This window comes from Paracidovorax sp. MALMAid1276 (assembly GCF_049198005.1).
GTDB lineage: Bacteria > Pseudomonadota > Gammaproteobacteria > Burkholderiales > Burkholderiaceae_C > Acidovorax.
Window position 1 is genome coordinate 1 of sequence record NZ_JBMIRS010000043.1, and the last position, 25,210, is coordinate 25,210.

Annotated in this window: 22 protein-coding genes; 3 read left to right on the forward strand and 19 right to left on the reverse strand. The window is 65.3% G+C overall.

Annotated elements, in window-relative coordinates:
- Positions 1-148: 148 nt before the first annotated feature.
- The 7 genes from ACOQFS_RS02540 to ACOQFS_RS02570 all read right to left on the reverse strand — a co-directional run bounded on the left by ACOQFS_RS02540 (position 149) and on the right by ACOQFS_RS02570 (position 7,639).
- A complete protein-coding gene (locus tag ACOQFS_RS02540) occupies positions 149-1,081 on the reverse strand; it encodes an AraC family transcriptional regulator (RefSeq protein ID WP_421561400.1) in 933 nt (310 codons plus the stop codon).
- A gap of 10 nt (positions 1,082-1,091) precedes the next feature.
- A complete protein-coding gene (gene dalD, locus ACOQFS_RS02545) occupies positions 1,092-2,495 on the reverse strand; it encodes a D-arabinitol 4-dehydrogenase (RefSeq protein WP_421561401.1) in 1,404 nt (467 codons plus the stop codon).
- Between the two features lie 19 nt (positions 2,496-2,514).
- Entirely contained in the window at positions 2,515-3,246 is a 732-nt protein-coding gene (locus tag ACOQFS_RS02550; RefSeq protein ID WP_421561402.1) for an SDR family oxidoreductase, read from the reverse strand.
- Positions 3,246-4,289 (reverse strand): ABC transporter ATP-binding protein, encoded by a 1,044-nt coding sequence (locus ACOQFS_RS02555; RefSeq protein WP_421561403.1) that lies wholly within the window; start codon positions 4,287-4,289, stop codon positions 3,246-3,248. The genes ACOQFS_RS02550 and ACOQFS_RS02555 overlap by 1 nt, the downstream gene beginning before the upstream one ends.
- 150 nt (positions 4,290-4,439) lie before the next feature.
- Positions 4,440-5,279 carry a carbohydrate ABC transporter permease gene (locus ACOQFS_RS02560; RefSeq protein ID WP_421561404.1) on the reverse strand — a complete coding sequence of 280 codons (840 nt, stop codon included), beginning with the start codon at positions 5,277-5,279 and terminating at the stop codon, positions 4,440-4,442.
- A 13-nt stretch (positions 5,280-5,292) separates the two neighbouring features.
- Positions 5,293-6,156, reverse strand: a complete 864-nt coding sequence (locus tag ACOQFS_RS02565) for a carbohydrate ABC transporter permease (RefSeq protein ID WP_421561405.1) — start codon at positions 6,154-6,156, stop codon at positions 5,293-5,295.
- A 148-nt stretch (positions 6,157-6,304) separates the two neighbouring features.
- Positions 6,305-7,639, reverse strand: coding sequence for an ABC transporter substrate-binding protein (locus ACOQFS_RS02570; RefSeq protein WP_421561406.1), 1,335 nt, complete (start codon positions 7,637-7,639; stop codon positions 6,305-6,307).
- A 443-nt stretch (positions 7,640-8,082) separates the two neighbouring features.
- On the opposite strand from ACOQFS_RS02570, the gene ACOQFS_RS02575 reads away from it, so the two are divergent.
- Together ACOQFS_RS02575 and ACOQFS_RS02580 are read left to right on the forward strand one after the other, a co-directional pair.
- On the forward strand, positions 8,083-8,937 hold the full coding sequence (locus ACOQFS_RS02575; RefSeq protein ID WP_421561407.1) for a thymidylate synthase: 855 nt from the start codon (positions 8,083-8,085) through the stop codon (positions 8,935-8,937).
- Positions 8,938-8,951: 14 nt separating this feature from the next.
- Positions 8,952-9,467, forward strand: a complete 516-nt coding sequence (locus ACOQFS_RS02580; RefSeq protein WP_421561408.1) for a dihydrofolate reductase — start codon at positions 8,952-8,954, stop codon at positions 9,465-9,467.
- 39 nt (positions 9,468-9,506) lie between these two features.
- On the opposite strand, the gene ACOQFS_RS02585 is transcribed toward ACOQFS_RS02580, so the two are convergent.
- Entirely contained in the window at positions 9,507-11,759 is a 2,253-nt protein-coding gene (locus tag ACOQFS_RS02585; protein WP_421561409.1) for an ATP-binding protein, read from the reverse strand.
- 252 nt (positions 11,760-12,011) lie between these two features.
- On the opposite strand from ACOQFS_RS02585, the gene xth reads away from it, so the two are divergent.
- Positions 12,012-12,794: an exodeoxyribonuclease III gene (gene xth / locus ACOQFS_RS02590; RefSeq protein WP_421561410.1), complete on the forward strand. Its 783-nt coding sequence runs from the start codon at positions 12,012-12,014 to the stop codon at positions 12,792-12,794.
- Positions 12,795-12,919: 125 nt separating this feature from the next.
- Here xth and ACOQFS_RS02595 read toward each other — a convergent pair whose 3' ends face one another.
- The 11 genes from ACOQFS_RS02595 to ACOQFS_RS02645 all read right to left on the reverse strand — a co-directional run bounded on the left by ACOQFS_RS02595 (position 12,920) and on the right by ACOQFS_RS02645 (position 25,072).
- Positions 12,920-13,870: a ferritin-like domain-containing protein gene (locus ACOQFS_RS02595; protein ID WP_421561411.1), complete on the reverse strand. Its 951-nt coding sequence runs from the start codon at positions 13,868-13,870 to the stop codon at positions 12,920-12,922.
- A gap of 216 nt (positions 13,871-14,086) precedes the next feature.
- Positions 14,087-15,769: a nitrogen regulation protein NR(I) gene (gene ntrC / locus ACOQFS_RS02600; RefSeq protein ID WP_421561412.1), complete on the reverse strand. Its 1,683-nt coding sequence runs from the start codon at positions 15,767-15,769 to the stop codon at positions 14,087-14,089.
- 40 nt (positions 15,770-15,809) lie between these two features.
- A complete protein-coding gene (gene glnL / locus ACOQFS_RS02605) occupies positions 15,810-16,832 on the reverse strand; it encodes a nitrogen regulation protein NR(II) (protein WP_421561420.1) in 1,023 nt (340 codons plus the stop codon).
- 80 nt (positions 16,833-16,912) lie between these two features.
- Positions 16,913-17,431, reverse strand: coding sequence for a hypothetical protein (locus ACOQFS_RS02610; protein WP_421561413.1), 519 nt, complete (start codon positions 17,429-17,431; stop codon positions 16,913-16,915).
- Positions 17,432-17,655: 224 nt separating this feature from the next.
- Positions 17,656-19,071, reverse strand: a complete 1,416-nt coding sequence (glnA, locus tag ACOQFS_RS02615) for a type I glutamate--ammonia ligase (RefSeq protein WP_421561414.1) — start codon at positions 19,069-19,071, stop codon at positions 17,656-17,658.
- 172 nt (positions 19,072-19,243) lie between these two features.
- Positions 19,244-20,065, reverse strand: coding sequence for a competence/damage-inducible protein A (locus ACOQFS_RS02620; protein WP_421561415.1), 822 nt, complete (start codon positions 20,063-20,065; stop codon positions 19,244-19,246).
- A complete protein-coding gene (locus tag ACOQFS_RS02625) occupies positions 20,062-20,979 on the reverse strand; it encodes an EI24 domain-containing protein (RefSeq protein WP_421561416.1) in 918 nt (305 codons plus the stop codon). Before ACOQFS_RS02625 ends, ACOQFS_RS02620 begins: the two co-directional genes overlap by 4 nt.
- Before the next feature lie 142 nt (positions 20,980-21,121).
- A complete protein-coding gene (locus ACOQFS_RS02630) occupies positions 21,122-22,141 on the reverse strand; it encodes a sterol desaturase family protein (protein ID WP_421561417.1) in 1,020 nt (339 codons plus the stop codon).
- Between the two features lie 152 nt (positions 22,142-22,293).
- The gene (locus ACOQFS_RS02635; protein ID WP_421561418.1) at positions 22,294-23,109 is read right to left on the reverse strand and encodes a polysaccharide deacetylase family protein; all 816 of its coding nucleotides are present in this window, start codon (positions 23,107-23,109) and stop codon (positions 22,294-22,296) included.
- 82 nt (positions 23,110-23,191) lie between these two features.
- Positions 23,192-24,148 carry a cytochrome D1 domain-containing protein gene (locus ACOQFS_RS02640; RefSeq protein WP_421561421.1) on the reverse strand — a complete coding sequence of 319 codons (957 nt, stop codon included), beginning with the start codon at positions 24,146-24,148 and terminating at the stop codon, positions 23,192-23,194.
- Positions 24,149-24,319: 171 nt separating this feature from the next.
- Entirely contained in the window at positions 24,320-25,072 is a 753-nt protein-coding gene (locus ACOQFS_RS02645) for a 16S rRNA pseudouridine(516) synthase (protein WP_421561419.1), read from the reverse strand.
- Positions 25,073-25,210 lie beyond the last annotated feature (138 nt).

Consider the following 25,210-nt stretch of genomic DNA (forward strand, 5'->3'; position numbering starts at 1 on the left):
GACAGGCTCAGCCCGAACGGCCTGTGGAGGGTTTGAGGGCGGGGTTCGTGTGAGGTTTGGGATGCGTTTTGGGGAGGGGTTTGGGCAGGTGGACCGTGGATTCGACAGGGTGCGCGTGCGAGCACCATGGTCAAGCGGCCGGTGGGCCTCACAGCTTCCCAAACCGCCCCACGCCCTGCTTGCGGTACTCGGTGGGCGTCATGCCCTTGATGTCGAGAAACCGGCGGTTGAAATTGGCCATGTTGTTGAAGCCCACGTCATAGGCGATGTCGGTGATGTAGCGGTCGGTCTCCATTAGCAACTGGCAGGCGCGGTTCACGCGCACCAGGTTCACGAAGTCGGTGAAGGTGTTGCCCGTGGCGCGGCGGAAGAAGCGCGAGAAGCGGCTCTCGGTCATGCCCAGCTCTTGCGCCAGATCGGCGGCCGACAGCGGCTCGCCCAGGTGGTCGGTGATGCGGCTCACGATGGCGTTGATCTGGTCCAGTTGCGTGTCGTTGTCTTCGCTTTGCAGCTGGGTGCTGGAGAGCAGGCGAAAGTCGGTGCATCGCGCCAGGTCGCTCATGAATTCGCAGAACGCGCCGAACCGGGCCAGCCCCTGGCGCGCCTTGATGCGGTGCCAGTGCTCCTGCGCCTGCGCTTCCATGCCAAAGAACTCGATGCCGTGGCGCGCACGCTCCAGCAGCGGCAGCACCTCGCGCAGCTCGGGAATGCTCTCGCTGCTGGCCACCAGCGGCGCGTGCGAGAACTGGATCACCAGGTCGCGCAGCGGCACGCCGCCCTCGGGCAGGTCCATGCTGATCCAGTTGTGCGGCAGGCGCGGCCCGGTCAGCACCAGGTGCCCAGGCTGGAACTGCCCGATCCAGTCGCCCACGAACACCTTGCCCGAGGTGGCCGTGATCAGGTGCAGCTCGTACTCGTCGTGGTAATGCCAGCGCGCCAGCGGCGTGGGAAAGCCGTGCGACAGGCAGCGGATGAAGCCCGCGGTTTCGGGCGGCTCGTAGCCCAGCTCGGGCGAGCGCACGAAGTCATGCTCCAGCTCGGGCTTGGTCTGGCGCGGGGCGGAGGGCGACTTCACGGTCATGGCGTTCAACTTACACCAAAGACGGCGCGCTGGCACGCCCGGCCACGAAGGCCTGAACCCGCGCGAACGCCGTGCGCAGCGCGGCCACCAGCTGCGGCTGCCCCGCCATCTCGCCCCACAGCGTGGGGTCTGCCGCATAGGCGGCCACCGGGTCGGCCGCATCGCAGATCGCGTGCGCGGCCGCAGCGTCCATGGCCTGGTCCTGGTAGGTGTAGGGGATCTGCCCCGCGTGCCAACGCTGCAGGTAGGCCAGAAACAGCGCGGGCAGCATGGCCACGCTGTCGAACGGCGCGTTGCGCGCCAGCTGGTCGCGGATGGTCGGCGCGATCATGCCGGGGATCTTGGAGAACGCGTCCATGGCCACGCGCTGGTTGGTGTCGGCGATGGCCGGGTTGCCAAAGCGCTCCAGCACCACGTCGCGGTAGCGTTCGAGGTCGATGGGGCTGGGCTGCAGCACGGGGATGGCGTCGTCGGTGGCGTAGTCGTAGGCCATCTGGCGGATGGCGGCATCGTGCGTGCCTTCGTGGATGTACTGGTAGCCCGCCAGGGTGCCCGCCCAGGCGATGCAGCTGTGCGTGGCGTTGAGCAGGCGGATCTTGGCCTCTTCGTGCGCCTGCACCGACTGCACCATCTCCACGCCCACGGCCTCCCACGCGGGGCGCCCGGCGATGAAGTCGTCCTCGATCACCCACTGGATGAAGCTCTCGCCCATCAGGGCCGCCTTGTCGTCCCAGCCGGTCGCGGCCTTCACGCGCTCGGCCACGTCAGGCGTGGGGCGTGGCGTGATGCGGTCGACCATGGCGTTGGGGCTGGTGGTGTGGCGCTCCACCCAGTCCTTCAGCGGCGCATCGCCCAGTGCGTCGATGAACTGCAGCAGGCCGCTGCGCGAGCGCTCGCCGTTGTGGCGCAGGTTGTCGCAGTTCAGCAGCGTCACGGGGCCTGCCCCGGCGGCCCGGCGCGCACGCAGGATGCTGACCAGGCCGCCGTACACCGTGTGGCCCGCCTGGGCGGCCTTCACCGCTTCCAGATCGGCCCGCAGGTCGGCAAAGGTGGCCCAATCCAGCCGGTTCCGGGCATCCAGGTAGTAGCCCGCCTCCGTCACGGTGAAGCTGATGATGCGGGTGGCCGGATCGGCGCCCTGCGCGATCAGGGGTGCCAGGTCGGGCTGGTACGGGATCACCTGCCGGATCGACTCGATGACGGTGTAGCTGCGCTCGCCCTGGGGCGTGACGGTTTCGAGCGTGTAGCGCCCGCCTTGGGCCTGCAGCGCGGCGATGGTGTCGGCCATGTCGGGCCGCAGGTTGCCGCCGGCGATGGCCCAGCCGGTGTCGCCCCGCTGGCGCAGAGCATGGAGATAGACGGCCTGGTGCGCGCGGTGGAACGAGCCCAGGCCCAGGTGCAGGATGACATTCATGGTGCGGAAAAGCGGAGATTCAGAGATCGAAATGCGTGGGCATGAGCACCACGTCGCGGATGGTCATGCCGCGCGGGCGGGTGAGCATGAACAGCACCACCTCGGCCACCTCGGCCGCCTCGATGAGGCTGTCGCTGGCCTTGGCCTCGGCCAGCTTGTCGGCCGGCCAGTCGGACAGCAGCGAGGTGATGACCGGGCCCGGCGAGACGGCACCCACGCGGATGCCATGTTGGAACACCTGGCGGCGCACGGTCTGCACAAAGCAGTTGACCGCCCACTTGGACGACGCGTACACCGGCTCCCACGGCGTGGGGAAATGCGCGGCCAGCGAGCTGGTGACGATGATGTCGCCCCGGCCGCGCCCGATCATGTGGGGCAGCACGTTGTGCACGTTTTTCATCACCACGTTGACGTTGAGGTTCAGCATGCGGTCGATGGCGTCGGGGTCGGCGTCCACCAGGTCGCCGCCCACGTAAAGCCCCGCGTTGGCATGGAAGATGTCGAGCGAGCCCGCGATGGCCAGCGTGCGTTCGAGCAGGCTCGCGCACTGCTTCGCATCAAGCAGGTCCAGCACCAGCGGGAACGCGTTTTCGCCAATGGACGCGCAGGCCCTGTCCAGCGCGGCCGCGTCGCGGTCGATCAGCACCACGCGCGCGCCCGCATCGGCCATGGCCTGGGCGCTGGCAAGGCCGATGCCCGAGGCCGCGCCCGTGACGGCGGCCACCTGCCCATGCAGAGACGGCACGGCCATCACGCAGCCTGCCCCGCCACGACACGGCCGGCCGCGTCGAACCAGTGCGCCTCGGAGGCATCGATGTCCAGGCTCACGGCGTCGCCTGCCCGCAGGCCCGTGCGCTCGTTCTGGCGCGAGACGAACTGCGCCCCGCCGGGTGTGCTCACGTAGATCAGCGTTTCGGCCCCCAGCGCCTCGACCAGGTCCACCTGGCCGGCCACGGGCGTGGCACCGGTGCTGCGCACGGCAATGCTCTCCGGCCGCAGGCCGATGGCGCCGCCCGCCGCGCCGCCCGGGGCCTGCTGCTGCACGGGCGCGGGCAGCTGCTGCAGCGGCACCACGTTCATCTGCGGTGTGCCGATGAACTGGGCCACGAACTGGTTGGCGGGCCGGTCGTACAGCTCCAGGGGCGTGCCCACCTGCTCGATGATGCCGTCGCGCAGCACCACCACACGGTCGGCCAGCGTCATGGCCTCGACCTGGTCGTGCGTGACGTAGATGGTGGTGGCGCCCAGGTCGCGGTGCAGCTTGGCAATCTCCACGCGCGTCTGGCCGCGCAGGGCGGCATCGAGGTTGGACAAGGGCTCGTCGAACAAAAACACCTTGGGCGCACGCACGATGGCGCGGCCGATGGCCACGCGCTGGCGCTGGCCGCCCGACAGCTCCTTGGGCGTGCGCTGCAGGTACTGCGTGAGGTTGAGAATGCGCGCCGCGTTCTGCACCTTCTCGTCGATCACCTGCTTGTCCACCTTGGCGAGCTTGAGCGCGAAGCTCATGTTCTCGTACACGCTCATGTGCGGGTAGAGCGCGTAACTCTGGAACACCATGGCCAGGTCGCGCTTGCTCGATGGCTGGTCGGTGATGTCGCGGCCGTCCAGCATCAGCGTGCCGCCGTCGATGGTTTCGAGCCCCGCGATCAGCCGCAGCAGCGTGGACTTGCCGCAGCCCGAGGGACCGACGAAGACGATGAATTCGCCCTTCTGGATGGACAGGTCGATGCCCTTGATGGCGCGGTGTTCGCCGAAGAATTTTTCGATGCCGCGCAGTTGAAGGTAGTCCACTCTAGTGCTCCAGAAAACAGATGAATGCCGATCCGCCCGCAGCGGTGGCTCGAACAGCGGTGCAAGGCGAGGCAGCCGCGGAACCGGCTCTGCCGGGCCGCTGGCTGCGCCCCCTGGAGGGGGAGGCGCCGAAGGCGCATCGGGGGGGAGTCATTTCACGGCACCGAAGGTGAGGCCCTGCACCAATTGCTTCTGGCTGAACCAGCCAAAGACCACGATGGGTGCAATCGCCATCAGCGAGGCGGCCGACAACTTGGCCCAGAAGAGTCCTTCAGGACTCGAATACGACGCGATCAGCGTGGCCAGCGTGCCGGCCTTGGCGGCGCTCAGGTTCAGGCTCCAGAAGGCCTCGTTCCACGCCAGCACCAGGCACAACAGGCCGGTGGATGCGAGCCCGCCCATGCCCAGCGGCAGCAAGACCAGGCGTACCTCCTGCCACAGCGTGGCGCCATCCATGCGCGCGGCTTCCAGGATCTCGCGCGGGATGTCCTTGAAGTGCGAATACAGCATCCAGACCATGATGGGCAGGTTGGACAGCGCGAACACGATGATGAGCGCGAGCTGTGTATCGAGCAGGTGGCTCTTTTGCGCCAGCACGTAGATGGGCACCAGCGCACCCACGGCGGGCATCATCTTGGTGGAGAGCATCCACATCAGGATGTCTTTGGTGTACTTGCCCTTGAAGAAGGCCATGGCATACGCTGCAGGCGCAGCCAGCATGAGCCCCAGCACGGTGGACAGCACGCTGGTGATGACCGAGTTCTTGGCGTACAGCAGGTAGTCGCTGCGCTCCTGCACCTCGTGAAAATTTTCGAGCGTGGGCGTGAAGACGAACAGCGGCGGCACGGCAATGGCCTGCAGTTCGGTCTTGAATGCCGTGAGAAACAGCCAGGCCAGCGGGAACACCAGCAGCAGGGCCACGGCCCACGCGGCTGCGGTGCGCAGGGCGAGCATGCCCAGCGGAAATTGGGAACGGCGTCGTGCGGTCATGAAATGGCCTGCCTTATCTGTCGAGGTTTTTGCCGACCATGCGGATCAGGAAGATGGCCGCGATGTTGGCCAGCACCACCGCAAACAGTGCCCCGGCCGACGCCACGCCCGCATCAAAATTGAGCAGTGCCTGCTTGAAGATCAGGAAGGTGACGTTGGTGCTGACATCGCCCGGCCCACCGGCCGTGGTGGTGTAGATCTCGGCAAAGATGCTGAGCAAAAAGATGAGCTCGATCATCACCACCACCGCCACCGACCGCGCCAGGTGCGGCACGTACAGGTAGCGCAGCTGCTGCAGGTAGTTGGCCCCATCCATGCGGGAGGCTTCGAGCTGCTCGTGGTTCATGCTCTGCAGCGCGGTCATGAAGATCAGCGTGGCAAAAGGCAGCCACTGCCACGACACCATCACGATGACCGAGAACAGCGGGTGGTCGGTGAGCCAGTCCACCGGCTGCGCGCCAAAGAACATCCACACCTGGGCCAGCACGCCGTAGATGGGATTCATCATCATGTTCTTCCACATCAGCGCGTTCACCGTGGGCATGACGAAGAACGGCGAGATCAGAAGCACCCGCACGATGCCCCGGCCCGGAAACGGCTCGTTGATGAGCAGCGCAATCGCAATGCCCGCCACCACGGTGATGAGGATCACGCTGCCCAGCAGCAAAATGGTGTTGACCACCGCCGTGCCAAACGACGGGTCGGTGACGAAATACTCGAAGTTCTCCAGCCCCGCAAACCCGGTTTGGTCCGGCTGCATCAGGTTGTAGCGAATCAGCGAAAAGTAGATCGTCATCACCAGCGGCACGATCATCCAGAGGAAGAGCGTGGCCATGGCCGGCGTGAGCAGCAGGCGGGGGAGCAGGCGGCGGTTCATGGTGAGTCCGTCAAAGCGGCAAAAAAGGCGTGCGGGGGTGTGGGCGAGTGGCTGCGAGATTCACAGCCTCCGCATCACCCACAACCGTTCGGGCTGAGCCTGTCGAAGCCAGGCACTGTCGGGCCGCCAGAGCGACCCGACCGTCCGCTTACTTGTAATAGCCAGCCTTCTTCATTTCACGCTCGGCCGCCACCTGGCTGGCCTTGAGCGCGGCGTCCACCGACGTGCGGCCCGCCAGCGCCGAACTCATCTGCTGGCCCACGGCGATGCCGATGGACTGGAACTCCGGAATCGCCGCGAACTGCACGCCCACATACGGGCTCTTGGGCAGGGTCGAATCGGTGGGGTTGGCCGAGTCGATGGCGGTCTTTTCAGCGGCCGCAAAGCGGGCGGCCTTCTGGAACTCGGGCGACGCATAGGTGCTTTTGCGCGTGCCGGTGGGCACATTGGCCCAGCCGTTGGTCTTGGCGACCAGCTGGATGTAGTCCTTGCTGGTGGACCAGGTGATGAACTTCTGCGCGGCATCGACCTTCTTCGAACCCGCGGGGATGGCCAGATTCCACGACCACAGCCAGTTGGCGCCCTTGGGCGTGTGCATGGTGGGCGCCTGGGCAAACACCATGTGTTCGGCCACCTTGGACTGCTTGGGGTCGGCCACGAAGGATGCGGCAATGGTCGCGTCCACCCACATGCCGCACTTGCCCGAGTTGGTCAGCGCCAGTATCTCGTTGAAGCTGTTGGCCGACGAGCCGGGCGGGCCGTAGTTCTTGAGCAGGTCCACGTAGAAGGTGATCGCTTCCTTCCAGGGCTTGGATTCGAGCTGCGGCTTCCACTGCATGTCGAACCACTGGCCGCCGAAGGTGTTGACCAGCGTGGTCAGGAAGGCCATGTTGTCTCCCCAGCCCGGCTTGCCGCGCAGGCAAATGCCGTACACGCCGTTCTTGGGGTCGTGCATCTTGGCCGCCAGGTCCTTGATCTGCGGCCAGGTGGGACGCTCGGGCACCTGCACGCCGGCCTTGTCGGCCAGGTCCTTGCGGTACATCAGCATCGAGCTTTCGCCATAGAACGGCGCGGCAAACAGCTTGCCGTCCACCGTGAGGCCATTGCGCACCGCGGGCAGCAGGTCGTCCACGTCATAGGCAGCGTCGGTCTTGAGCTCCTGCAGCCAGCCCTTCTTGCCCCAGATGGGGGCTTCGTACATGCCGATGGTCATGACGTCGAACTGGCCGCCCTTGGTGGCGATGTCGGTGGTCACGCGCTGGCGCAGCACGCCTTCTTCCAGCGTCACCCAGTTGAGCTTGATGTCGGGGTGGGCCTGCTCGAAGTGCTTGCTCAGCTTCTGCATCTCGATCATGTGGCCGTTGTTCACGGTGGCAATGACCAGCTCGGTGGTCTGCGCGCTGGCGGTGCCGCACAGCGCTGCTGCCAGGGCCGCCGCCAGGGCCAGGCGCCGGGGCGCAGCAACACGGGTGGAATGGGGCATCGGAATGTCTCCTCGGTCGTTGGTATGGGATGGAATCTGCCGTTCAACACCGGCGCAGGCCTGCGGGCATTGACGGACTGAACGATACCGATGCTGGCATGCCGGATTGGTACTCACATCGGCCAGATAAATACTCCATTGCACCAATGAGTCGGTATTTACACCTATATGCATCAACTGGGTATGCAAACCAGCCACCACCGCAGGGGCGACCGTGCGGCAGCCGGCGTCAGACAAGAAATCAAAATTGATAGCTGACAAAGCTTACCCATCCAGCGATAAAGGCATATTTGGCCCATATTTCCGGCCGTACATGGCGGCACCGGCAGCCCGCAGGCGAGCCGCATAGAATCCTGAAGCCCGACCCCGCCGGCGGCCCGTGCCACGCTCCACGCCGTGGTGCGCAGCTGCCCCGCCCTTCCGTGATGCGCCCCGCCCTTCCCATGACCCAGCCCACCGACACATCCACCGCCCGCCCCGTGCGCTCCCAGTACGAAGAGTTCATGCGCCATGTGTTCACGCACGGCGTGGACAAGTCCGACCGCACGGGCACCGGCACCAAGAGCGTGTTCGGGCACCAGATGCGGTTCGACCTGAAGGAAGGCTTCCCACTGGTGACCACCAAGAAGGTCCACCTCAAGTCCATCATCGTCGAGCTGCTGTGGTTCCTCACCGGATCGAGCAACAACCGCTGGCTGACCGAGCGCGGCGTGACCATCTGGGACGAATGGGCGCGCGAAGACGGCGACCTGGGCCCCGTGTACGGCGTGCAGTGGCGCAGCTGGCCCACGCCCGACGGCGGGCACATCGACCAGATCAGCGACGTCATCCAGACGCTCAAGACCAACCCCGACTCGCGCCGCATCATCGTCAGCGCCTGGAACGTGGCCGAACTGCACAAGATGGCGCTGATGCCCTGCCACGCGTTCTTCCAGTTCTACGTCGCGCCCGCGCAAACGCCGGGCGGGCGCGGCACGCTCAGCTGCCAGCTCTACCAGCGCAGCGCCGACATCTTTCTGGGCGTGCCCTTCAACATCGCCAGCTATGCGCTGCTGACCCACATGGTGGCGCAGCAGTGCGACCTGGATGTGGGCGACTTCATCTGGACGGGCGGCGACTGCCACATCTACAGCAACCACCACGAACAGGTACAGACGCAGCTGGCGCGCACGCCGTTCGCCTACCCGGTGCTGAACATCAAGCGCAAACCCGACAGCATCTTCGACTACCAGTTCGAGGACTTCGAGGTGCTGGACTACCAGTGCCACCCGGCCATCAAGGCGCCGGTGGCGGTGTGATGGGGCCGCATGCCATGGCAACGAACCCGCGCATTGCCCTCATCTATGCCCGCGCCGCCAACGGCGTGATCGGGCGCGACAACGCCATGCCCTGGCACATCCCCGAAGACCTGGCGCACTTCAAGCAGCTCACGCAGGGCTGCCCGGTCATCATGGGCCGCAAGACCTGGGATTCGCTGCCCCCGCGCTTTCGGCCGCTGCCCGGGCGCACCAACATCGTCATCACGCGCCAGACCGACTGGCAGGCGCAAGGCGCCCTGCGCGCCGCCAGCCTGGCCGATGCGCTGGCGCAATGCCCCGGCGAAGGCACGGTGTGGGTGATCGGTGGCGCACAGATCTACGCCCAGGCCCTGACCATGGCACAGCGTGTGGAAGTGACCGAGATCGCGCAGGACTTTGAAGGCGATGCGCACGCACCCGCCTTGGGCCCCGAATGGACGGCGGCCGAGCGCAGCCCCACCGCGCTCAGCGCCAGCGGCCTGCCCTTCAGCTTTGTGCGCTACGAGCGTGAGGGGTGTCCCCAGCGCTGAACGCGTTTGACGTTCGCCGTTCGCCGTTCGCCCCACCTTTCAGCGCGGGCCCGCATCGAGCACGCTGCGCAACCGGCACGCCAGATCGTCAAACGTGAACGGCTTGGAAAGCAGCTGGACCCCCGGGTCCAGGCGGCCGTGGTGAACGATCGCATTGCGCGCATAGCCGCTGGTGAACAGCACCCGGATGTCCGGCCAGAGCTGCCGCGCGCGGGCCGCCACGTCGGCCCCGGTCATGCCCTGGGGCAACACCACATCGGTGAACAGCAGGTCGAAGCGGCGCTGTTCGAGCAGCCTGACGGCCTCGGGCCCGTTCGTGGCGGCGGTGGCCTGGTAGCCCAGCTCCTGCAGCGCCGCCATGGAATAGGCGCGCACGTCGGCGTCGTCCTCCACCACGAGGATCGCCTCGCCCGAGGCGCCCGGCACCGCCTGTTCATGCGCGTGCTCGTGCCCCTGCGCAGCGCCCTCGCGGCGCGGCAGATAGATCTTCACCGTGGTGCCGACGTTGACTTCGGAATACAGCTTCACGTGCCCGCCGGACTGCTTGACGAAGCCATACACCTGGCTCAGGCCCAGGCCGGTGCCCTTGCCCTCCTCCTTGGTGGTGAAGAAAGGCTCGAACACCCGGGACATGGTGTCCGCGTCCATCCCGATGCCCGTGTCACTCACGCTGATCACGACATAGGCCCCCGACCGCACTTCAGCGTGTTGTGAGGCGTAGCCCTCGTCGAGATGGGCGTTGGCGGTCTCTATGGTGAGCCGCCCCCCGGCCGGCATCGCGTCCCGGGCATTCACCGCCAGGTTCAGCAGTGCGCTCTCCAGCTCGTTCGGGTCCACCTCCACCGTCCAGAGGTCTTCTTCCACCACCGATTCAAGTTCGATCGTTTCGCCCAGCGCCCTGCGCACCAGCTCCGCCATGCCCTGCACGACCACGCTCGCGTTCAAGGGCTTGGGATCGAGCGGCTGGCGGCGTGCAAACGCGAGCAGCCGCTGCGTGAGGGCACCAGCGCGGCGCGCACCCGACATGGCCTGGGTCGCCGCGCGCCGCAGCCTCGCCATTTCTTCGGGCAGCCCGCGGTTGAGGATCTCCAGATTGCCCACGATCACCTGCAGCAGGTTGTTGAAGTCATGGGCGATGCCGCCGGTGAGCTGGCCCACGGCTTCCATTTTCTGGGCCTGGCGCAGCGCCTCGGCGTTCTGGATCAGCTCCTGGGTGCGCTTCCTGACCTGCTCCTCCAGGTCAGCGTTGAGCAGCCTGAGTGCATCCTCGGCGCGCCGGCGCTCCGCAATCTCCCGCTGCGTGGCCGCGTGCAGCCGCGCGTTGTCAATGGCCACAGCCGCCTCGCCCGCCAGCCCCATCAGGCTGCGCTCGGACTGCTCTGAAAACATGCCCGGCGACGCGTGGCCAAAGAACAACCCGCCCAGCACATCGCCCGACCGCGACACCACGGGCACGGCGAGATAGCTGCGCACAGGCAGATGGCCCTGCGGCATGCCCGAGCGCGGAGCGTTGCGCCCATAGCGTGGGTCTTGCGTGATGTCGTCCGACCGCACAATGCCCTCGCCAGCGAACGTGGGGGCAAATACCTGCGTGTTGCGCGGCATCGGAAATTGCGAGAACGCCTCGCGCGGCACGCCAGACAGCGAATACAGCATGTAGCTTTCGCCCGCTTCGTTCTTCATGTTGTAGAAGAATGCGCCGAACTGCGCCCCGGTGAGTGCCACGCCGGCGTCGGTGACGGTCTGCACCACCGCGTCGAGATGGTTCTCGCGCGCCAGCGTGGCCCCGGTGCGGTTGAGAATTTCGAGGGCACGGGTCTGCTCGCGAAGCTGGATCTCGGTGTCCCGGTGCGCGGTCCGGTCGCGCACGATCTTCACAAACCCCGACGCCAAGTCTCCATCTGCCAGGGGCCGGAGCTCGCCAATGGCCCAGAACGTTTGCCCGTTCTTGCGCTTGCGCCAGCCCTCCGCGCCGCCCCTGCCGGTGGCGATGGCCTGGCGGATCTCCTCATGCAGCAGGCAGTCACTGCCGTCGCCTTCAGGAAAAATGCAGCCCAGCGAGCACCCCAGCATCTCCTGCTCGGTCCAGCCGAACACCGCCTGCGCACCGGCGTTCCAGCCCGTCACCAAGCCTTTGTCGTCGATGGTGATGATGGCGGTTTCGAGAGCGCGGTTCAGCACCCGCTGATACCGGTCGATCACGAAGTCCTTGTGCGCTTCGTCCAGGCTTTCCGACCAACGGCCGGAAAGCGGTACCACGGTCAACGGTTGCGTCTGGGTCTGCGTCTGCATGCTGCTCCTTGACGAACGAATGGGCCGGACCGACAGGCACCGCCTTGTATGCACCGACTCGCCAGGCGCCTGTCCTGTCGGCGTCAAATTCTCACACAACAGCGTGGGCATGCACCGATCGGGTGCGCAGACTACGTCGCAAGGGATCGCGGCGCACAGTTAGGATGATGCCCCAACAGACTCACGCCCGCCCGGCCGCTTTCACGCTGGCTGTGCGCGGTGTGCCGCGCAACCCTTTCCTCAAGACACACCATGAAAATTGCCACCTGGAATGTGAATTCGCTCTCCGTGCGCCTGCCCCAGGTACTCGACTGGCTTGCGGCCCACCCTGTGGATGTGCTGGGGCTGCAGGAGCTGAAACTGACGGACGACAAGTTTCCGCACGATGCCCTGCGTGAAGCGGGTTACGAGGCGGAGGCCTTTGGCCAGAAGACGTACAACGGTGTCGCCATCCTGAGCCGGCACCCCTTGCGCGACGTGGTGCGCAACATCCCTGGACATGGTGACGAGCAGGCCCGCGTGATCGCCGCAACCCTCGATACACCCGCTGGCCCGCTGCGCTTCGTCAACGGCTATTTCGTGAACGGGCAGGCGCCTGGCAGCGAAAAGTTTGCGTACAAGATGCTGTGGCTCACGGCCCTGCACCGCTGGCTGCGCGAAGAAATGCTGGCGCACCCGCGGCTGGCCCTGGTGGGCGATTTCAACGTGGCGCCCGAGGACCGTGACTCGTTCGACCCCGTGGGCCTGAAAGACACCATCCACCACACGGTGGAAGAGCGCCAGCATTTTCAGGACCTTCTGGCACTGGGCCTGACCGATGCGTTCCGCCTGTTCGAGCAGCCAGAAAAAACCTTTTCGTGGTGGGACTACCGCATGCTGGGGTTTCAGAAGAACCGGGGTCTGCGCATCGACCACATCCTGGTGAGCGAAGCCCTCAAACCCGCGGTGACGGCCTGCGCGGTAGACCGCGCGCCGCGCAAGAACCCCCAGCCCAGCGACCACGCACCGGTGGTGGCGACGCTGGCCCTGGAATAGGGGGCCTGAACTGCCTGGCCGGAACGAGCAAAAAGCTGCGGGGACCGATGGGTCCCCGCAGCTTTATAGGCTTCAAGCGCCCAGTGGGCAGCGCCGCGGGCACCGCCACTGTGGATGTTTAAGACTTAGCCCTGAAAGCCGTCGCGCAGTGCGCGCACTTCGTCGTGGTTGCGCTGGGCGCCCTGCATCTGGCGTTCCAGCAGCGAACGCACATTGGCGGGCAGATTGGCCTTGAGCGCCTTGCGGTAGCGGGCCAGGGCCGCGTCTTCGCCGCGCTCGCACTCGGCCAGCACGGCCTTGTCGTCGCTGGTCGACAGCGCCGTCTTGACCGACACCCAACCACGGTGCAGAGCGCCGGCCACCGTGCCCCCGGAGGCAGGGTCACCACCCAGCCGACGGATCTCATGCTCCAGTTCCACCGCCGCAGCGGCGCACTCGCGAGAGTGGCGCTGGAAGATGGTGGTGAGCTGGGCGGAATCCGCATGCTCTGCACAGGCCTGGAAGCCGTATTCGCCATCGCGTGCAGATTCCAGCACGTCATTCAGCACGTCGATCACGTCGTCGTTGTCCAGAACATCGCCGGCGCGGTCGGTGGCCACTGCCGTACCGGAAGCACGCTGCCACGCAGCGCGTGTGGCCGGGCGCACGTCCGTCCATGCCAGGCCATTGGCCGCGTGGCGTGCGCGCCAGTCGTCGGCCAGGCGAGGTTCCACGGCTTCGAAGTCACCTTCATAGCGGCCCACCGACGACCAGCCCAGTTCATACGCAGGGCGGTATTGGTCATAGGTGCGGCCTGGCACGTAGTAGGGCTCGCGGGTATAGGTGTCACGCCAGTACGCGTCTTCGGCGGTGGGGTTCACGGCCTCTGCGGCCGCCTTGCCGGCCAGCCCTCCGGCCACGGCCCCGGCAACACCACCCACGGCGGCGCCCACGGGGCCGCCAAACGCGCCTGCGGCGGCACCCGCAGCAGCGCCGCCCATGGCGGCGCCCACGCCGGTGCCCACGGGGTGGGAGCCTGGTTCGTTGGTCAGCGGGTCGCGGTTGGCATCACGGTTGGCATCGTTGAAATCCGACATAGAAGTTCTCCGGTTGGTTGACAGTGACTTCATTTTTGAAGCGGTCGCCAGACCAACGGGTCGGCCCAAGGAGGGCCTGCATGTAGGACGCAGGGGACACGCCCATGCCCCCGAAAAACGATGCGAAGGGCGGGACTTGCGACACGATCGCCTGCCCGCCAGATGCTTCAATTTTTATAGCAATCAGCGCTTATTCAGAAAGCGCTGAGGCCATTTTTAGCTCTCATCCGCGGCATCCAGACCCAGCTCCTGGATCTTGCGGGTGATGGTGTTGCGGCCGATGCCCAGACGCTGCGCCGCCTCCATGCGCCGGCCGTGCGTGGCGACCAGCGCGGTGCGGATGAGGCGGGACTCGAAGCGCCGCGTGAGCGCGTCCCACACCTCGGGCTGGCCGCCCGCCAGCAGCTTTTGCGCCTCGGTCTCCAGCGCCTGCTCCCAGCTGTGGGCAACACCTGCTGCCGAAGACGCTGCCGGAGCCGCCATCTCGGGCGTGCCGGGCGTGCCGGACCAGTATGCAGGCTGTGCGGCGTCTCCACCGACCGCGGTGCTGCCTGCAGAGATTGCGGGGGCAGGCACAGCACCGACGGGCAGCGCAGCACCCACGCGCTCGGAGGTGGCCGGTGCCGGGGCAAACACCGCAGCCGGCGCAGCGGCCACTGGCGAATGGGCCGCAGCGGTTGCGTCAGCAGTCTGGGCACCATGGCGCACGGGCTGGTACAGCGGCGCTTCCAGTACTTCGGGCGGAAGGTCCTGCAGCGAGATCACCTGCGCCGGCGCCATCACGGTCAGCCAGTGGCAGATGTTTTCGAGCTGACGCACATTGCCCGGAAAGGAAAATTGCTCAAGCCGCGCCAGGGCCGAGTCGGCAATGCGCTTGGGCTCCACGCCCAGCTGCCGCGCGCTTTGCTGCAGGAAGTGGCGGGTGAGCATGGGCACGTCTTCGTGCCGCTCGCGCAGCGCGGGCAGGCGCAGGCGGATCACGTTGAGGCGGTGGAACAAGTCCTCGCGGAAACCGCCTTCCTTGACGCGCTTCTCCAGGTCCTGGTGCGTGGCCGCGATCACGCGCACATGGGCTTTCACGGCCGCATGGCCGCCCACGCGGTAGAACTGACCGTCTGACAGCACACGCAGCAGGCGCGTCTGCAGGTCAAACGGCATGTCACCGATTTCGTCGAGGAACAAGGTGCCGCCCTCGGCCTGCTCGAAGCGGCCGCGCCGCTGCGTCTGCGCGCCCGTGAAGGCGCCGCGCTCATGGCCGAAAAGTTCACTCTCCAGCAGGTCTTTGGGAATGGCGGCGGTGTTGATGGCCACGAAGGGGCCGTCCGCCACGGGCGAGTGCTTGTGCAGCGCGCGCGCCACCAGTTCCTTGCCCGACCCCGACTCGCCCGTGATGAGCACCGTGACCTGGCTTTGCGACAGCCGCCCGATGGCGCGGAACACGTCCTGCATCGCAGGGGCCTGGCCCAGCATTTCGGGCGCATCGGACTGGCGCTCTTCGGTCACCTCTTCGCGCTGGCTCTCCTCCACGGCGCGGCGGATCAGCTCGACGGCCTTGGGCAGATCAAAGGGCTTGGGCAGGTATTCAAATGCGCCACGCTGGAAGGCCGACACCGCACTGTCGAGATCCGAGTACGCCGTCATGATGATGACGGGCAGGCCGGGTTGCAGTTCGCGCACCTTTTCCAGCAGTTGCAGGCCCGAGCCCCCGGGCATGCGGATATCGCTCACCAGAACCTGCGGGCCCTGGCGGGCGGGGTCGCCGGCGGTGATGTCAGACAGCGCATCCAGCACCTCGCGCGGATGCGTGAAGCTGCGCGTGGGCAGGTTCTCGCGGGCCAGGGCCTTTTCCAGGACGAAGCGGATCGAGGGGTCATCGTCTACTAACCAGATCGGCTTCATATGTTTTTCTTACCTTCCCTGTGGTTGCGTGTCAGGGACCTCAGGGCAGCGGGATGAGGATGCGGAAGTCGGTGCGCCCCGGCACGCTGTCGCATTCGATCAGGCCGTGGTGCCGCTGTACAAAGGTTTGCGCCAATGTCAGCCCCAGCCCCGACCCGCCATCCCGGCCCGACACCAGCGGATAGAAGATCCGCTCTTTGATGGCATCGGGAACGCCCGGTCCGTTGTCGATGACATGCAATTCCAGTGCCAGCCGATAGCGCTGGCGACCAAAGGTGACTTGTCGCGCAACACGCGTGCGCAAGGTGATGACGGCGTCGCCTGCGGCAATGCGCTCGGTCAATGCCTGGGCCGCGTTCTGCACGATGTTGAGCAGCGCCTGGATGAGCTGGGCGCGGTCCCCCCGGAATTCAGGAATGGAGGTGTCGTAGTCGCGCTGGACCCTGAGCCCCTGCGGGTACTCGACCAGCGCCAGCGAGCGCACGCGCTCGCACACTTCGTGGATGTTGACGTCGCCCACCAGGTGCGGGTGGCGGTGCGGGGCCAGCAGCCGGTCCACCAGGCTTTGCAGCCGGTCCGCCTCGTGGATGATGACCTGTGTGTATTCGGTGAGCTCGCGGTTGTCGAGCTCCATCTCCAGCAACTGGGCCGCACCGCGGATGCCGCCCAGCGGGTTCTTGATCTCGTGCGCCAGGTTGCGGATCAGCTCCTTGTTGGCCTGGGCCTGGTCGCGCAGGCGCTCCTCCCGGTCCTGGCGGGCGTGCTGCTCCAGCGGCCACAGTTCCACGAGGATCTCGCCCACCTGCTCGGCATCGGCCACGTTGACGTGCACGGGCACGGGCTCCTGGTGCACGCGCTTGAGGCTGGCTTCGTAGCGCAACGCGGCGAAGTCCTTGCCCCGCGCCCCGGCCAGCGCCGTCTGCAGGAGCGCGGGGTCGGTAAAGAACGTGGAGAAATCGGCGCCTTCCAGTGTGCGGCGCGACAGGCCGAGCGTGTTCTCGAGCGCCGCATTGGCAAATTGCACGGCCCCGTCAGCCCGCAGCACGGCCACCAGCGTGGACATCAGGTCAAGGGAGTGAAACCGCCCCGCATCGGCGCCGGGGCCCTCGGATGGCTGCGGGTTCATGGCGGCTGCGCGGTCGCTCACGGCGCGGGCAGGCGCGCCAGTTCGCGCTTGATGCCGGCAATGTCGCTTTCGCTGCGGGCCACGCTGGCCTTGAGTTCAGCGGTGCGCTCGATGTAGCGCTGGGGGTTGCGCAGATCCAGCGCGTTGCGCTCTGGCGCGCCGTTGTTGTATTCCTTCACCAATTCGGCATGGCGGGACTCAGCCTTGCGCAGCTCGGACTCGAGAATGGCCCGGGCGTCGGCGTCGCGCGCCTTCTGGTCGTTGTTGCTGACACGCGGCGCGTTGGCCGGAGATGTCGCAGGCGCTGTGGCCGTGCCACCCCCGCCGGCCGGTGCGGCAGCCGCTGCAGGCGCAGCCGGCCGCGTGCCCTGCACCACCGTCACGTTGCCGCCCTCCACCAGCTTGCACCCCCGCTCCTTCGCCTGGGTCGCGTTGTTGGTGTATTCGTTGCCACAGCGGTAGATGCGGTCTTGCGCCCACGCTGCGGGGGCCGTGGCGGCAGTCAGGATCAGGGTGGTGATGAGCGTTTTATTCATTCGGTTTCCTCGCACTGCCGGGCAGCATCGGGGAAGTATCCCCCAATCGCCACACATCGCCAATTCAACACTGGCACGCCCGCGCAGGGCTTTGCCCAGTGACTCTGCCCGGGGGCGTTGGTTCCGGCCCGCCCGCTCCCGCCGGCCACGCCGGCTGCATCGCCATGAAAAAAGGCGGCACACGCCGCCTTTTTTTTGAACTGGCAAACGCCCTCGGGTGGCGATTACAGCGAGTAGTACATGTCGAATTCGACAGGGTGGGGAGCCATGCGGAAACGCGTGACTTCGCCCATCTTGAGTTCGATGTAGGCGTCCAGCATGGAGTCGGTGAACACGCCACCCTTGGTCAGGAAGCCGCGGTCCTGGTCCAGATATTCCAGGGCCTGGTCCAGGCTGTGGCACACGGTGGGCACCAGCTTGTCTTCTTCCGGAGGCAGGTGGTACAGGTCCTTCGTGGCGGCTTCGCCGGGATGGATCTTGTTTTCCACGCCGTCCAGGCCGGCCATCATCAGGGCCGAGAAGGCCAGGTAGGGGTTGGCCGATGGATCGGGGAAGCGCGCTTCGATGCGGCGGCCCTTGGGGTTGGCCACGTAAGGGATGCGGATCGAGGCCGAGCGGTTGCGGGCCGAGTAGGCCAGCTTCACAGGGGCTTCGAAGCCGGGCACCAGGCGCTTGTACGAGTTGGTGCCGGGGTTGGTGATGGCGTTCAGGGCACGGGCGTGCTTGATGATGCCGCCGATGTAGTACAGCGCGAAGTCCGACAGGCCGGCATAGCCGTCGCCAGCGAACAGGTTCTTGCCGTCCTTCCAGATGGACTGGTGCACGTGCATGCCGGAGCCGTTGTCGCCAGCGTAGGGCTTGGGCATGAAGGTGGCGGTCTTGCCGTAGGCGTTGGCCACGTTCCAGACCACGTACTTCAGGACCTGCGTCCAGTCAGCGCGCTCGACCAGCGTGCTGAACTTGGTGCCGATTTCGTTCTGACCAGCGCCAGCCACTTCATGGTGGAACACTTCGACGGGGATGCCCAGGGATTCGAGGATCAGGGACATCTCGGCGCGCATGTCTTGCGTGCTGTCGACCGGAGGCACGGGGAAGTAGCCGCCCTTGACGGTGGGACGGTGGCCGCGGTTGCCGCCTTCGAGCTTGGCGCCCGAGTTCCAGGGGGCTTCGTACTCTTCGATTTCGCTGAACACGCGGCCGGGTTCGTTGGACCAGCGCACGCCGTCGAAGATGAAGAATTCTGGCTCGGGACCGAAGTAGGCGGTGTCACCCAGGCCGGAGGCCTTCAGGTAGGCTTCAGCGCGCTTGGCGATGGAGCGGGGGTCGCGGTCATAGGCCTTGCCGTCACCGGGTTCGATCACGTCGCACTGCAGGAACAGCGTGGTTTCTTCGAAGAAGGGATCGATGTTGGCGGTGCTGGGGTCGGGCATGAGTTGCATGTCCGAGGCTTCGATACCCTTCCAGCCGGCCACGGAAGAGCCGTCAAATGCGTGGCCGGACGTGAACTTGTCTTCATCGAAGTGGGACACGGGCACGGTCACGTGCTGTTCCTTGCCACGGGTATCGGTAAAACGGAAGTCAACGAACTTGACTTCGTTTTCCTTCACCATCTTCATCACGTCTGCAACGGTCTTGGCCATCAGGTTCTCCTGGGTAAAGCGCTTGTTGAAAAAAGTATTTGCGAAATAAAAGCAGTTTGCGTGCCAGCCAAGTGCAGGCTTCGCACTATCTAGGAGCACCGGGCACCCTAAGGCCGCCCACCACCCCACGAAAGGCACCAAACAGGTGCAAGCAATGATTCCGCACCGGGCATCAAAGGTTACGCACCAATTCGGGGCCGCAATGCGCACCAAATTCGTGCAGACCCGCAATGAGGTCGTCCCACGCTGCAGGAACGACCGACGCAGGGCCTTTGACACCCAGTTCGATATGCCGCCCGTATTGTGGATGATCCACGCTGGGCAAACTGAACACCCGCACATCGGGATGCAGTTTTTCGATGCGCTCCATCAGCGGCGTCAGCGACGCTTCCATGGCGCCGTACACGACCACGGACTTTTCGGTCTGTGGCTGGCGGTTGAAGTGGTGGGCGTACCGCTGGTCCAGCACCCATTCGACCATGGGCCATGCCATGACCGGAAACCCGGGCACAAAGTGCACCGCCCCCTCGCCGGAACCGCCGCAGCTGAAACCGGGAATCTTGTTGTAGGGATTAGGAATGATGCTGGCCCCTTGCGGAAACATGCCCATGTTCAGCCGATGCACGTTGTCCGGACGGTCCGGCTCGAAGGGCGCCCCCTGCTCGCGGGCCACGTCCTGCATGCGCTCACGGATCAATGCTTCCGCCTGAGGGTGCAGCACCAGGGGCAGGCCCAGCGCGCGCGCAGCGCACTGTCGGGTGTGGTCGTCGGGCGTGGCGCCGATGCCGCCAAACGAAAACACCACGTCGGATGAAGCAAAGGCCCGCTCCAGCGCAGCGGTGATGCGCGCGGGCTGATCGCCCACGTAGTCGGCATACGAAAGGCTGAGGCCACGGGCGGCCAAAAGCTCGATCGACTTGGTCATGTGTTTGTCGGCCCGTTTGCCCGACAGGATTTCGTCGCCGACGATGATGAGACCTAATGATGGAATCATGGCTGAGAGGCTCCGGGCAACGAATCGGGAGCCGGCAATTCACGTGCAGGCGTGGCAGAGCCTGGAAGGCGGCTGTCAGGGGCAGCGCCCGCATCGCTGGCCGGCCCGGGCGACCCGCCCGCCCGCGCCCGCAGTTGCTGCAGCGCTGCCAGGCAATAGTGCGCAAACCACAGTGACGAGAACGCGAACACCACGGTGTAGATCCAGATCGCGACCGGAATCAGCACAAAGAAGGCCACCGCGAACACCGCAGCGGATGCCCAGACGATGCTGGGAGCCGCCCCCAGAAAGCCCGTGAGAATGCCGATGCCCAGCAAGCTGTTGCGGTGGCGGTGGAACAGCGCCATGCGCTCCTCCTTGCTGGCATGCTCGGCCAGCGCATCAAAGGCCATGACCCGGTAGGTCAGCCAGCCCCAAATCAGGGGCGGCAGGATCAGCACCAGCGGCGGCACCAGCCAGAGCGGAACGGACACCGCCAAGGCGACCAGCGCCAGCACCGTAGAGCCCAGCGACCATGCAATGCTGGCGGCGAACGACCCACCGCGCTTGCGCTCCAACGACGGGAAACGGCGCTGGGCCACCAGCTCCACGAGCGCAGGGGTCATCAGGACGGCCACGACAAGCAACGACAGAACCACCAGAACCGGCATCACCACGATCACCACCATCAGCGGGGCCATGACCGAAGTGACATCCCCAAGGCCCCACCCTTGCAGCCAACCCCAGAAACTGGCCAGCCAGTCCGATGCTTCGAGCAACGCGCGCATGCTGCGCACTGCAGCGTCCCAGTAAAAATAGCCCAGCGCCAACCCCAGGCCCGCCATCAGCAGCAACGGCAGCAGTGACATCGCCATCACGCGCGGGCGCAGGCAGTACGCGGCAGCCCGCCAGAATGAGTCAAAGAGAAGTCCCATGGGCGGCAAGCATACCGAAATGCCCCCCGCCCCTTGACCCGGGGACATCGGCGGCATGCGCAGGGCTGGGTTGATCGCATGAGTGCATGCACCGCTGCTCCGCAGCCCCCCACTCTTCATTGGCGGCAACAAGCACCCAGCGTCAGGCCTTGCCCACCAGCCGCAGAAAACCGCGCCACTGCTGTGACCAGAACCCCCGGCCGTAGTCACGCACCCGCCCGTCCGGCCCGGGCTCGACCTGGTCGCGAATGCCCGTGGGGTCATAGCGCTGTTCGAAATTGGCCGTGCGCATCAGCATGTCCCACCAGGGCAGCAGCACGCCAAAGTTGTGGCCGCCCAGCACGGTGCGGTATTGCCGTGTTGCACCATCGGCGCCGGCTCGCTCGGGCGTGATGGGCCGCAGGGTTTCATGCCCCAGGCCGATGCTGTGGTGCAGCCTGTGGAAGCGCGGGCTGACCCACAGGCGCTCGCCCCAGCGGCCGAACCAGATGCGCACGTTGGCGTGTTGAAAACTCTCGCTCAACTGCGTGATGGCCACGATGGCAATGAACTGGCCCGGGGCCACACCAATGAGCTGCGCAACCACCACCAAGAGGGTGTCGCGCAGCAAGTCGTCCAGAAGGTGATTGCGGTTGTCGCTCCACACCGTCATCTGCCGCTGGGCATGGTGCAGCGAATGCAACCGCCACCACCACTCCCACTGATGCTGCCCCCGGTGGATCCAGTAATCCACAAAGTCGAAGACCACCAGATACAGCAGCAGGCTGACCCAGGGCACATCGGTCACGCCCGGCCACAGGCCATCGAGCTGGAAGGTGCTGATGCCGGCCACACGCAGCGCCCCAAAGAAGTCGTCGGCCAGAGGATCGACGGCAAAAAACAGGCCCAGGCGAAATAAGCCCAGGCGGTGGATCAATGTGTAAAGAATGTCGGTGCGGATGGTGGCTCGGTCGGTGATGGGCTCCACCGGCCAAAGCCGCTGCAACGGCGCAATCACCGCCACGATCACCAACAGTTGAAGCACGCCGACGAGCAACCAGCCCGATGCTTCATAGCCTGTCTCCAGCACATTTCCCAGCCCGAGGTGGAACATGAGCGGCTGCACCACGCGCTCGAACAGCTGCTGCTGGATTCCATCAAACCAGTTGCCCAACCAGCCCATGGCCTATGTCCTCTTGAAGGTATTCAAATCTGCAGCCAACGCCCGCCGCCCAACCAGCGCGGTCCGCCATCGCCAGGCTGCGTGGCCGCGCTGATCGCATTGACGCCGCCGAACCCTCTGGGGTGATTTGCCTGTGCAACGCCATGGGCCTCTCAGCGATGGCGCTGTGCGGGAAGCTGGGACGGGTAGTCCGGGTGCTCGCGCAGCGTCTTGAAGCACAAACCGCGCGATTTGAGCCCCTCTATCAAGGGCTCCAGCACTGCGGGCGCCCACGGGTCCTTGCGCGACCAGATCCCCAGGTGTGCAAGCAGGATGTCGCCATCTCGCACATCCCGCAAGGCCTTGTTCAGCAAGGCTGCGTTGCTGAACCGGTCGCTGGGCAGCTCATCCCCCAAAAAACCTGCGGGAGACCAGCCCACATGCGCATAGCCGCACGACTGCGCCGCAGCCAGCAGCTGGGGCGAGGTCTTGCCGCCAGGCGCTCTGAAAAGCGGCAAAGGTGTTTTGCCCGTGACCTGTTTCAACCGGTCCGCGGCCTTGTCCAGCTCGCGGCAATACTTGGCGGCGGTCAGAACGAAGTCCTGGCCCGCGCGCGCGCCGGCTGACGGTCTCACGCGGAACGCCGGCTGTTGTGCAGAGCCCAGGTCGGCGCGCCAGTAGGTGTGATCCCAGGTGTGAGAAGCAAACTCGTGCCCTTCTGCCGCGCGCGCCCGCCACCACGGCGCCCAGTGGTCGCCCAGGCTGCCATCGCCCTCCTGGGTGCGCTCATTCGCCGCAAAAAACGTCGCACGCACATGCTGGCGGCGCAGCACATCTGCCACCAGCGGCGCCACGGCCATGTGACCTGTGTCCAGGGTCAGGTACACAGAGCCTTTGCATTGATTTTGGGCTCTAGCGCTTGCTGGCAAAGCGCTGATAGCTATAATTATAGGAGCAACAATGTGAAAGCAAAAAACCGGCAGCAGCATGCGTACACGCTGTCCCTGTTGCGAGCCTTGCTTGCCGGCCGTTCGATGAAACAAGTTCACCATCGCACTGCAACACCTTCCGCTACCTGGGCGCATGCTGCAGCGTCCAGACTCCGTGAGGGGATTTGCCCACAGTGACCTGACGCACCACCTTCTTGAGCTGGGTATCGACCACAGACAGCTTTCGCGCCCAGCGCGAGCTGACGTAGATATACCGGCCGTCGGCCGAAACCTCCATGCAATCCGGTCCTCCCGGTACCGGGTACGACTCGACCACCTGGTAGCTGACCATATCGATCTTGCTCACGGTATTGGCCACACGGTTGCTCACATACAGATGGCGGCCATCACCCGCCGCACGGAAAGCGTGGGCGCCGTTGCCCGTCTTGATCTTGTGGATGCTGGAAGGATGTCGGCCCGATACGTCGAACACTTCCACGCTGTCACTGCCCGTCAGGCCGACAAAAATCCTTTTGTCATCCGGCGAGCCGTACACGTCTGCGGGCATGGCTCCGGTTTTGATCCGCCAGCGGATGGTCTGCGTTGCGATGTCGATGGCCACCAGCTCGTCGCTGTCCTGCATCGTGACATACACCGTAGTACTCCGGCTGTCGATCCACAAATGGCTGGGGGTTCGGGACGTGGCCACGCGCTGCACCAACACCAGGTCCTTGCCATCCCAGCGATAGAAGTCCACATGGTTGAGGCGGTTCGCCGCGGTGATGAACCACTTCATGTCCGGAGAGAACCGGAGGTGGTAGGGGTCCACGATACCCCTTACCGTTCGCTGCACCTGGGCCGTGCGAGGGTCTACAAAGGTGAGCGTGTCGCCGAGCGCATTGGCCACGATGATCGACTTTTCATCGGGCGTGAGGTACAGATGGTGCGGCTCCTTGCCCGTCGGGATACGCGCTGTCTCTGTCCAGGTGACCGGATCAATGACGCTGACGTTGGCCTCGAGCGAATTGAGCACGAAAAGCGGCGGAACCGTCGCCCCGGCGCCGGGCCCCGACAACCACAGCGCCCCACACAGAAGCATCCCCAAACGCGCGATAGAAAAACTCTTCACAGAACGACTTTCAGCTAAGCCCGCCAGTTTATCCGCGCCGCTCCATGTCTACGTGCGCGCGCACGTAACAACCTCGGCTGCATTCCTGCGGTCGCACAGGCATCTTGTGGCGGTTGACTCGCCAACGGGCCGAGCGCCGCGCTATCCATCCACGCGAGAGAGGAGATCAAGCTCCTCGGGACCCAGCCACCTCCATCCCCCTGTAGGCAGGTCGGCAGGCAAATCGAGTCCCCCAATGCGGGAACGGTGCAGTCCTTCCACACGATTGCCAACTGCGGCGATCATGCGCTTGACCTGGTGGTACTTTCCCTCGGTGAGCGTCAGGTCCAAGCGGTGCGTGTCCCGCCTTTCGCAGGCCGCTGCGCGGACGGATTTCGGATCATCGTCGAGCACCACGCCCGCCAGCAGGCGCTCAATCTGGGAAGCATCGATCGGATGCTTCGTCGTCACCTGATATACCTTCGGCACATGCTTCTTGGGCGAGCTGAGACGGTGAATGAATTGCCCATCATCGCTGAGCAACAGCATCCCGGTGGTGTCCTGGTCCAGTCGGCCTACGGCCTGCACCCCTTGCACGGCGCTCTTGGTGGGCCGCTGGCGCAGTGGAGGTGGAAGCAGCGTGTAGATACTGGGATAGGTGGACGGCTTTTGCGAGCACTCCGTACCAGCGGGTTTGTTGAGCAGCACGTAAGCCTTCAGGTGGCATTGCCACTCGACCCCCTGCACCCTCAGAACCAGGCCGTGCAAGTCGAAATCAGCGGTCGCATCCTTGCAGATTTCGAACGAGGATTGCTGTACAGGGTCGCGAACTTCTACCCAACCTTGTTGAACCAGACCGGCACAAACGCGCCGCGTGCCGAACCCCTGGGAATACAAAATGTCCTGCAATTGCATTGATCGGCCTTTTTGCACGCGTCAACGTGCAGCAATGTGTTCTAGAAACCCATTTATCAAAAGCAAAAAACCCCAGCATTGTTTGAATGCTGGGGTTTTCTGGGCTGTAAGAGCCTGACGATGACCTACTTTCACACG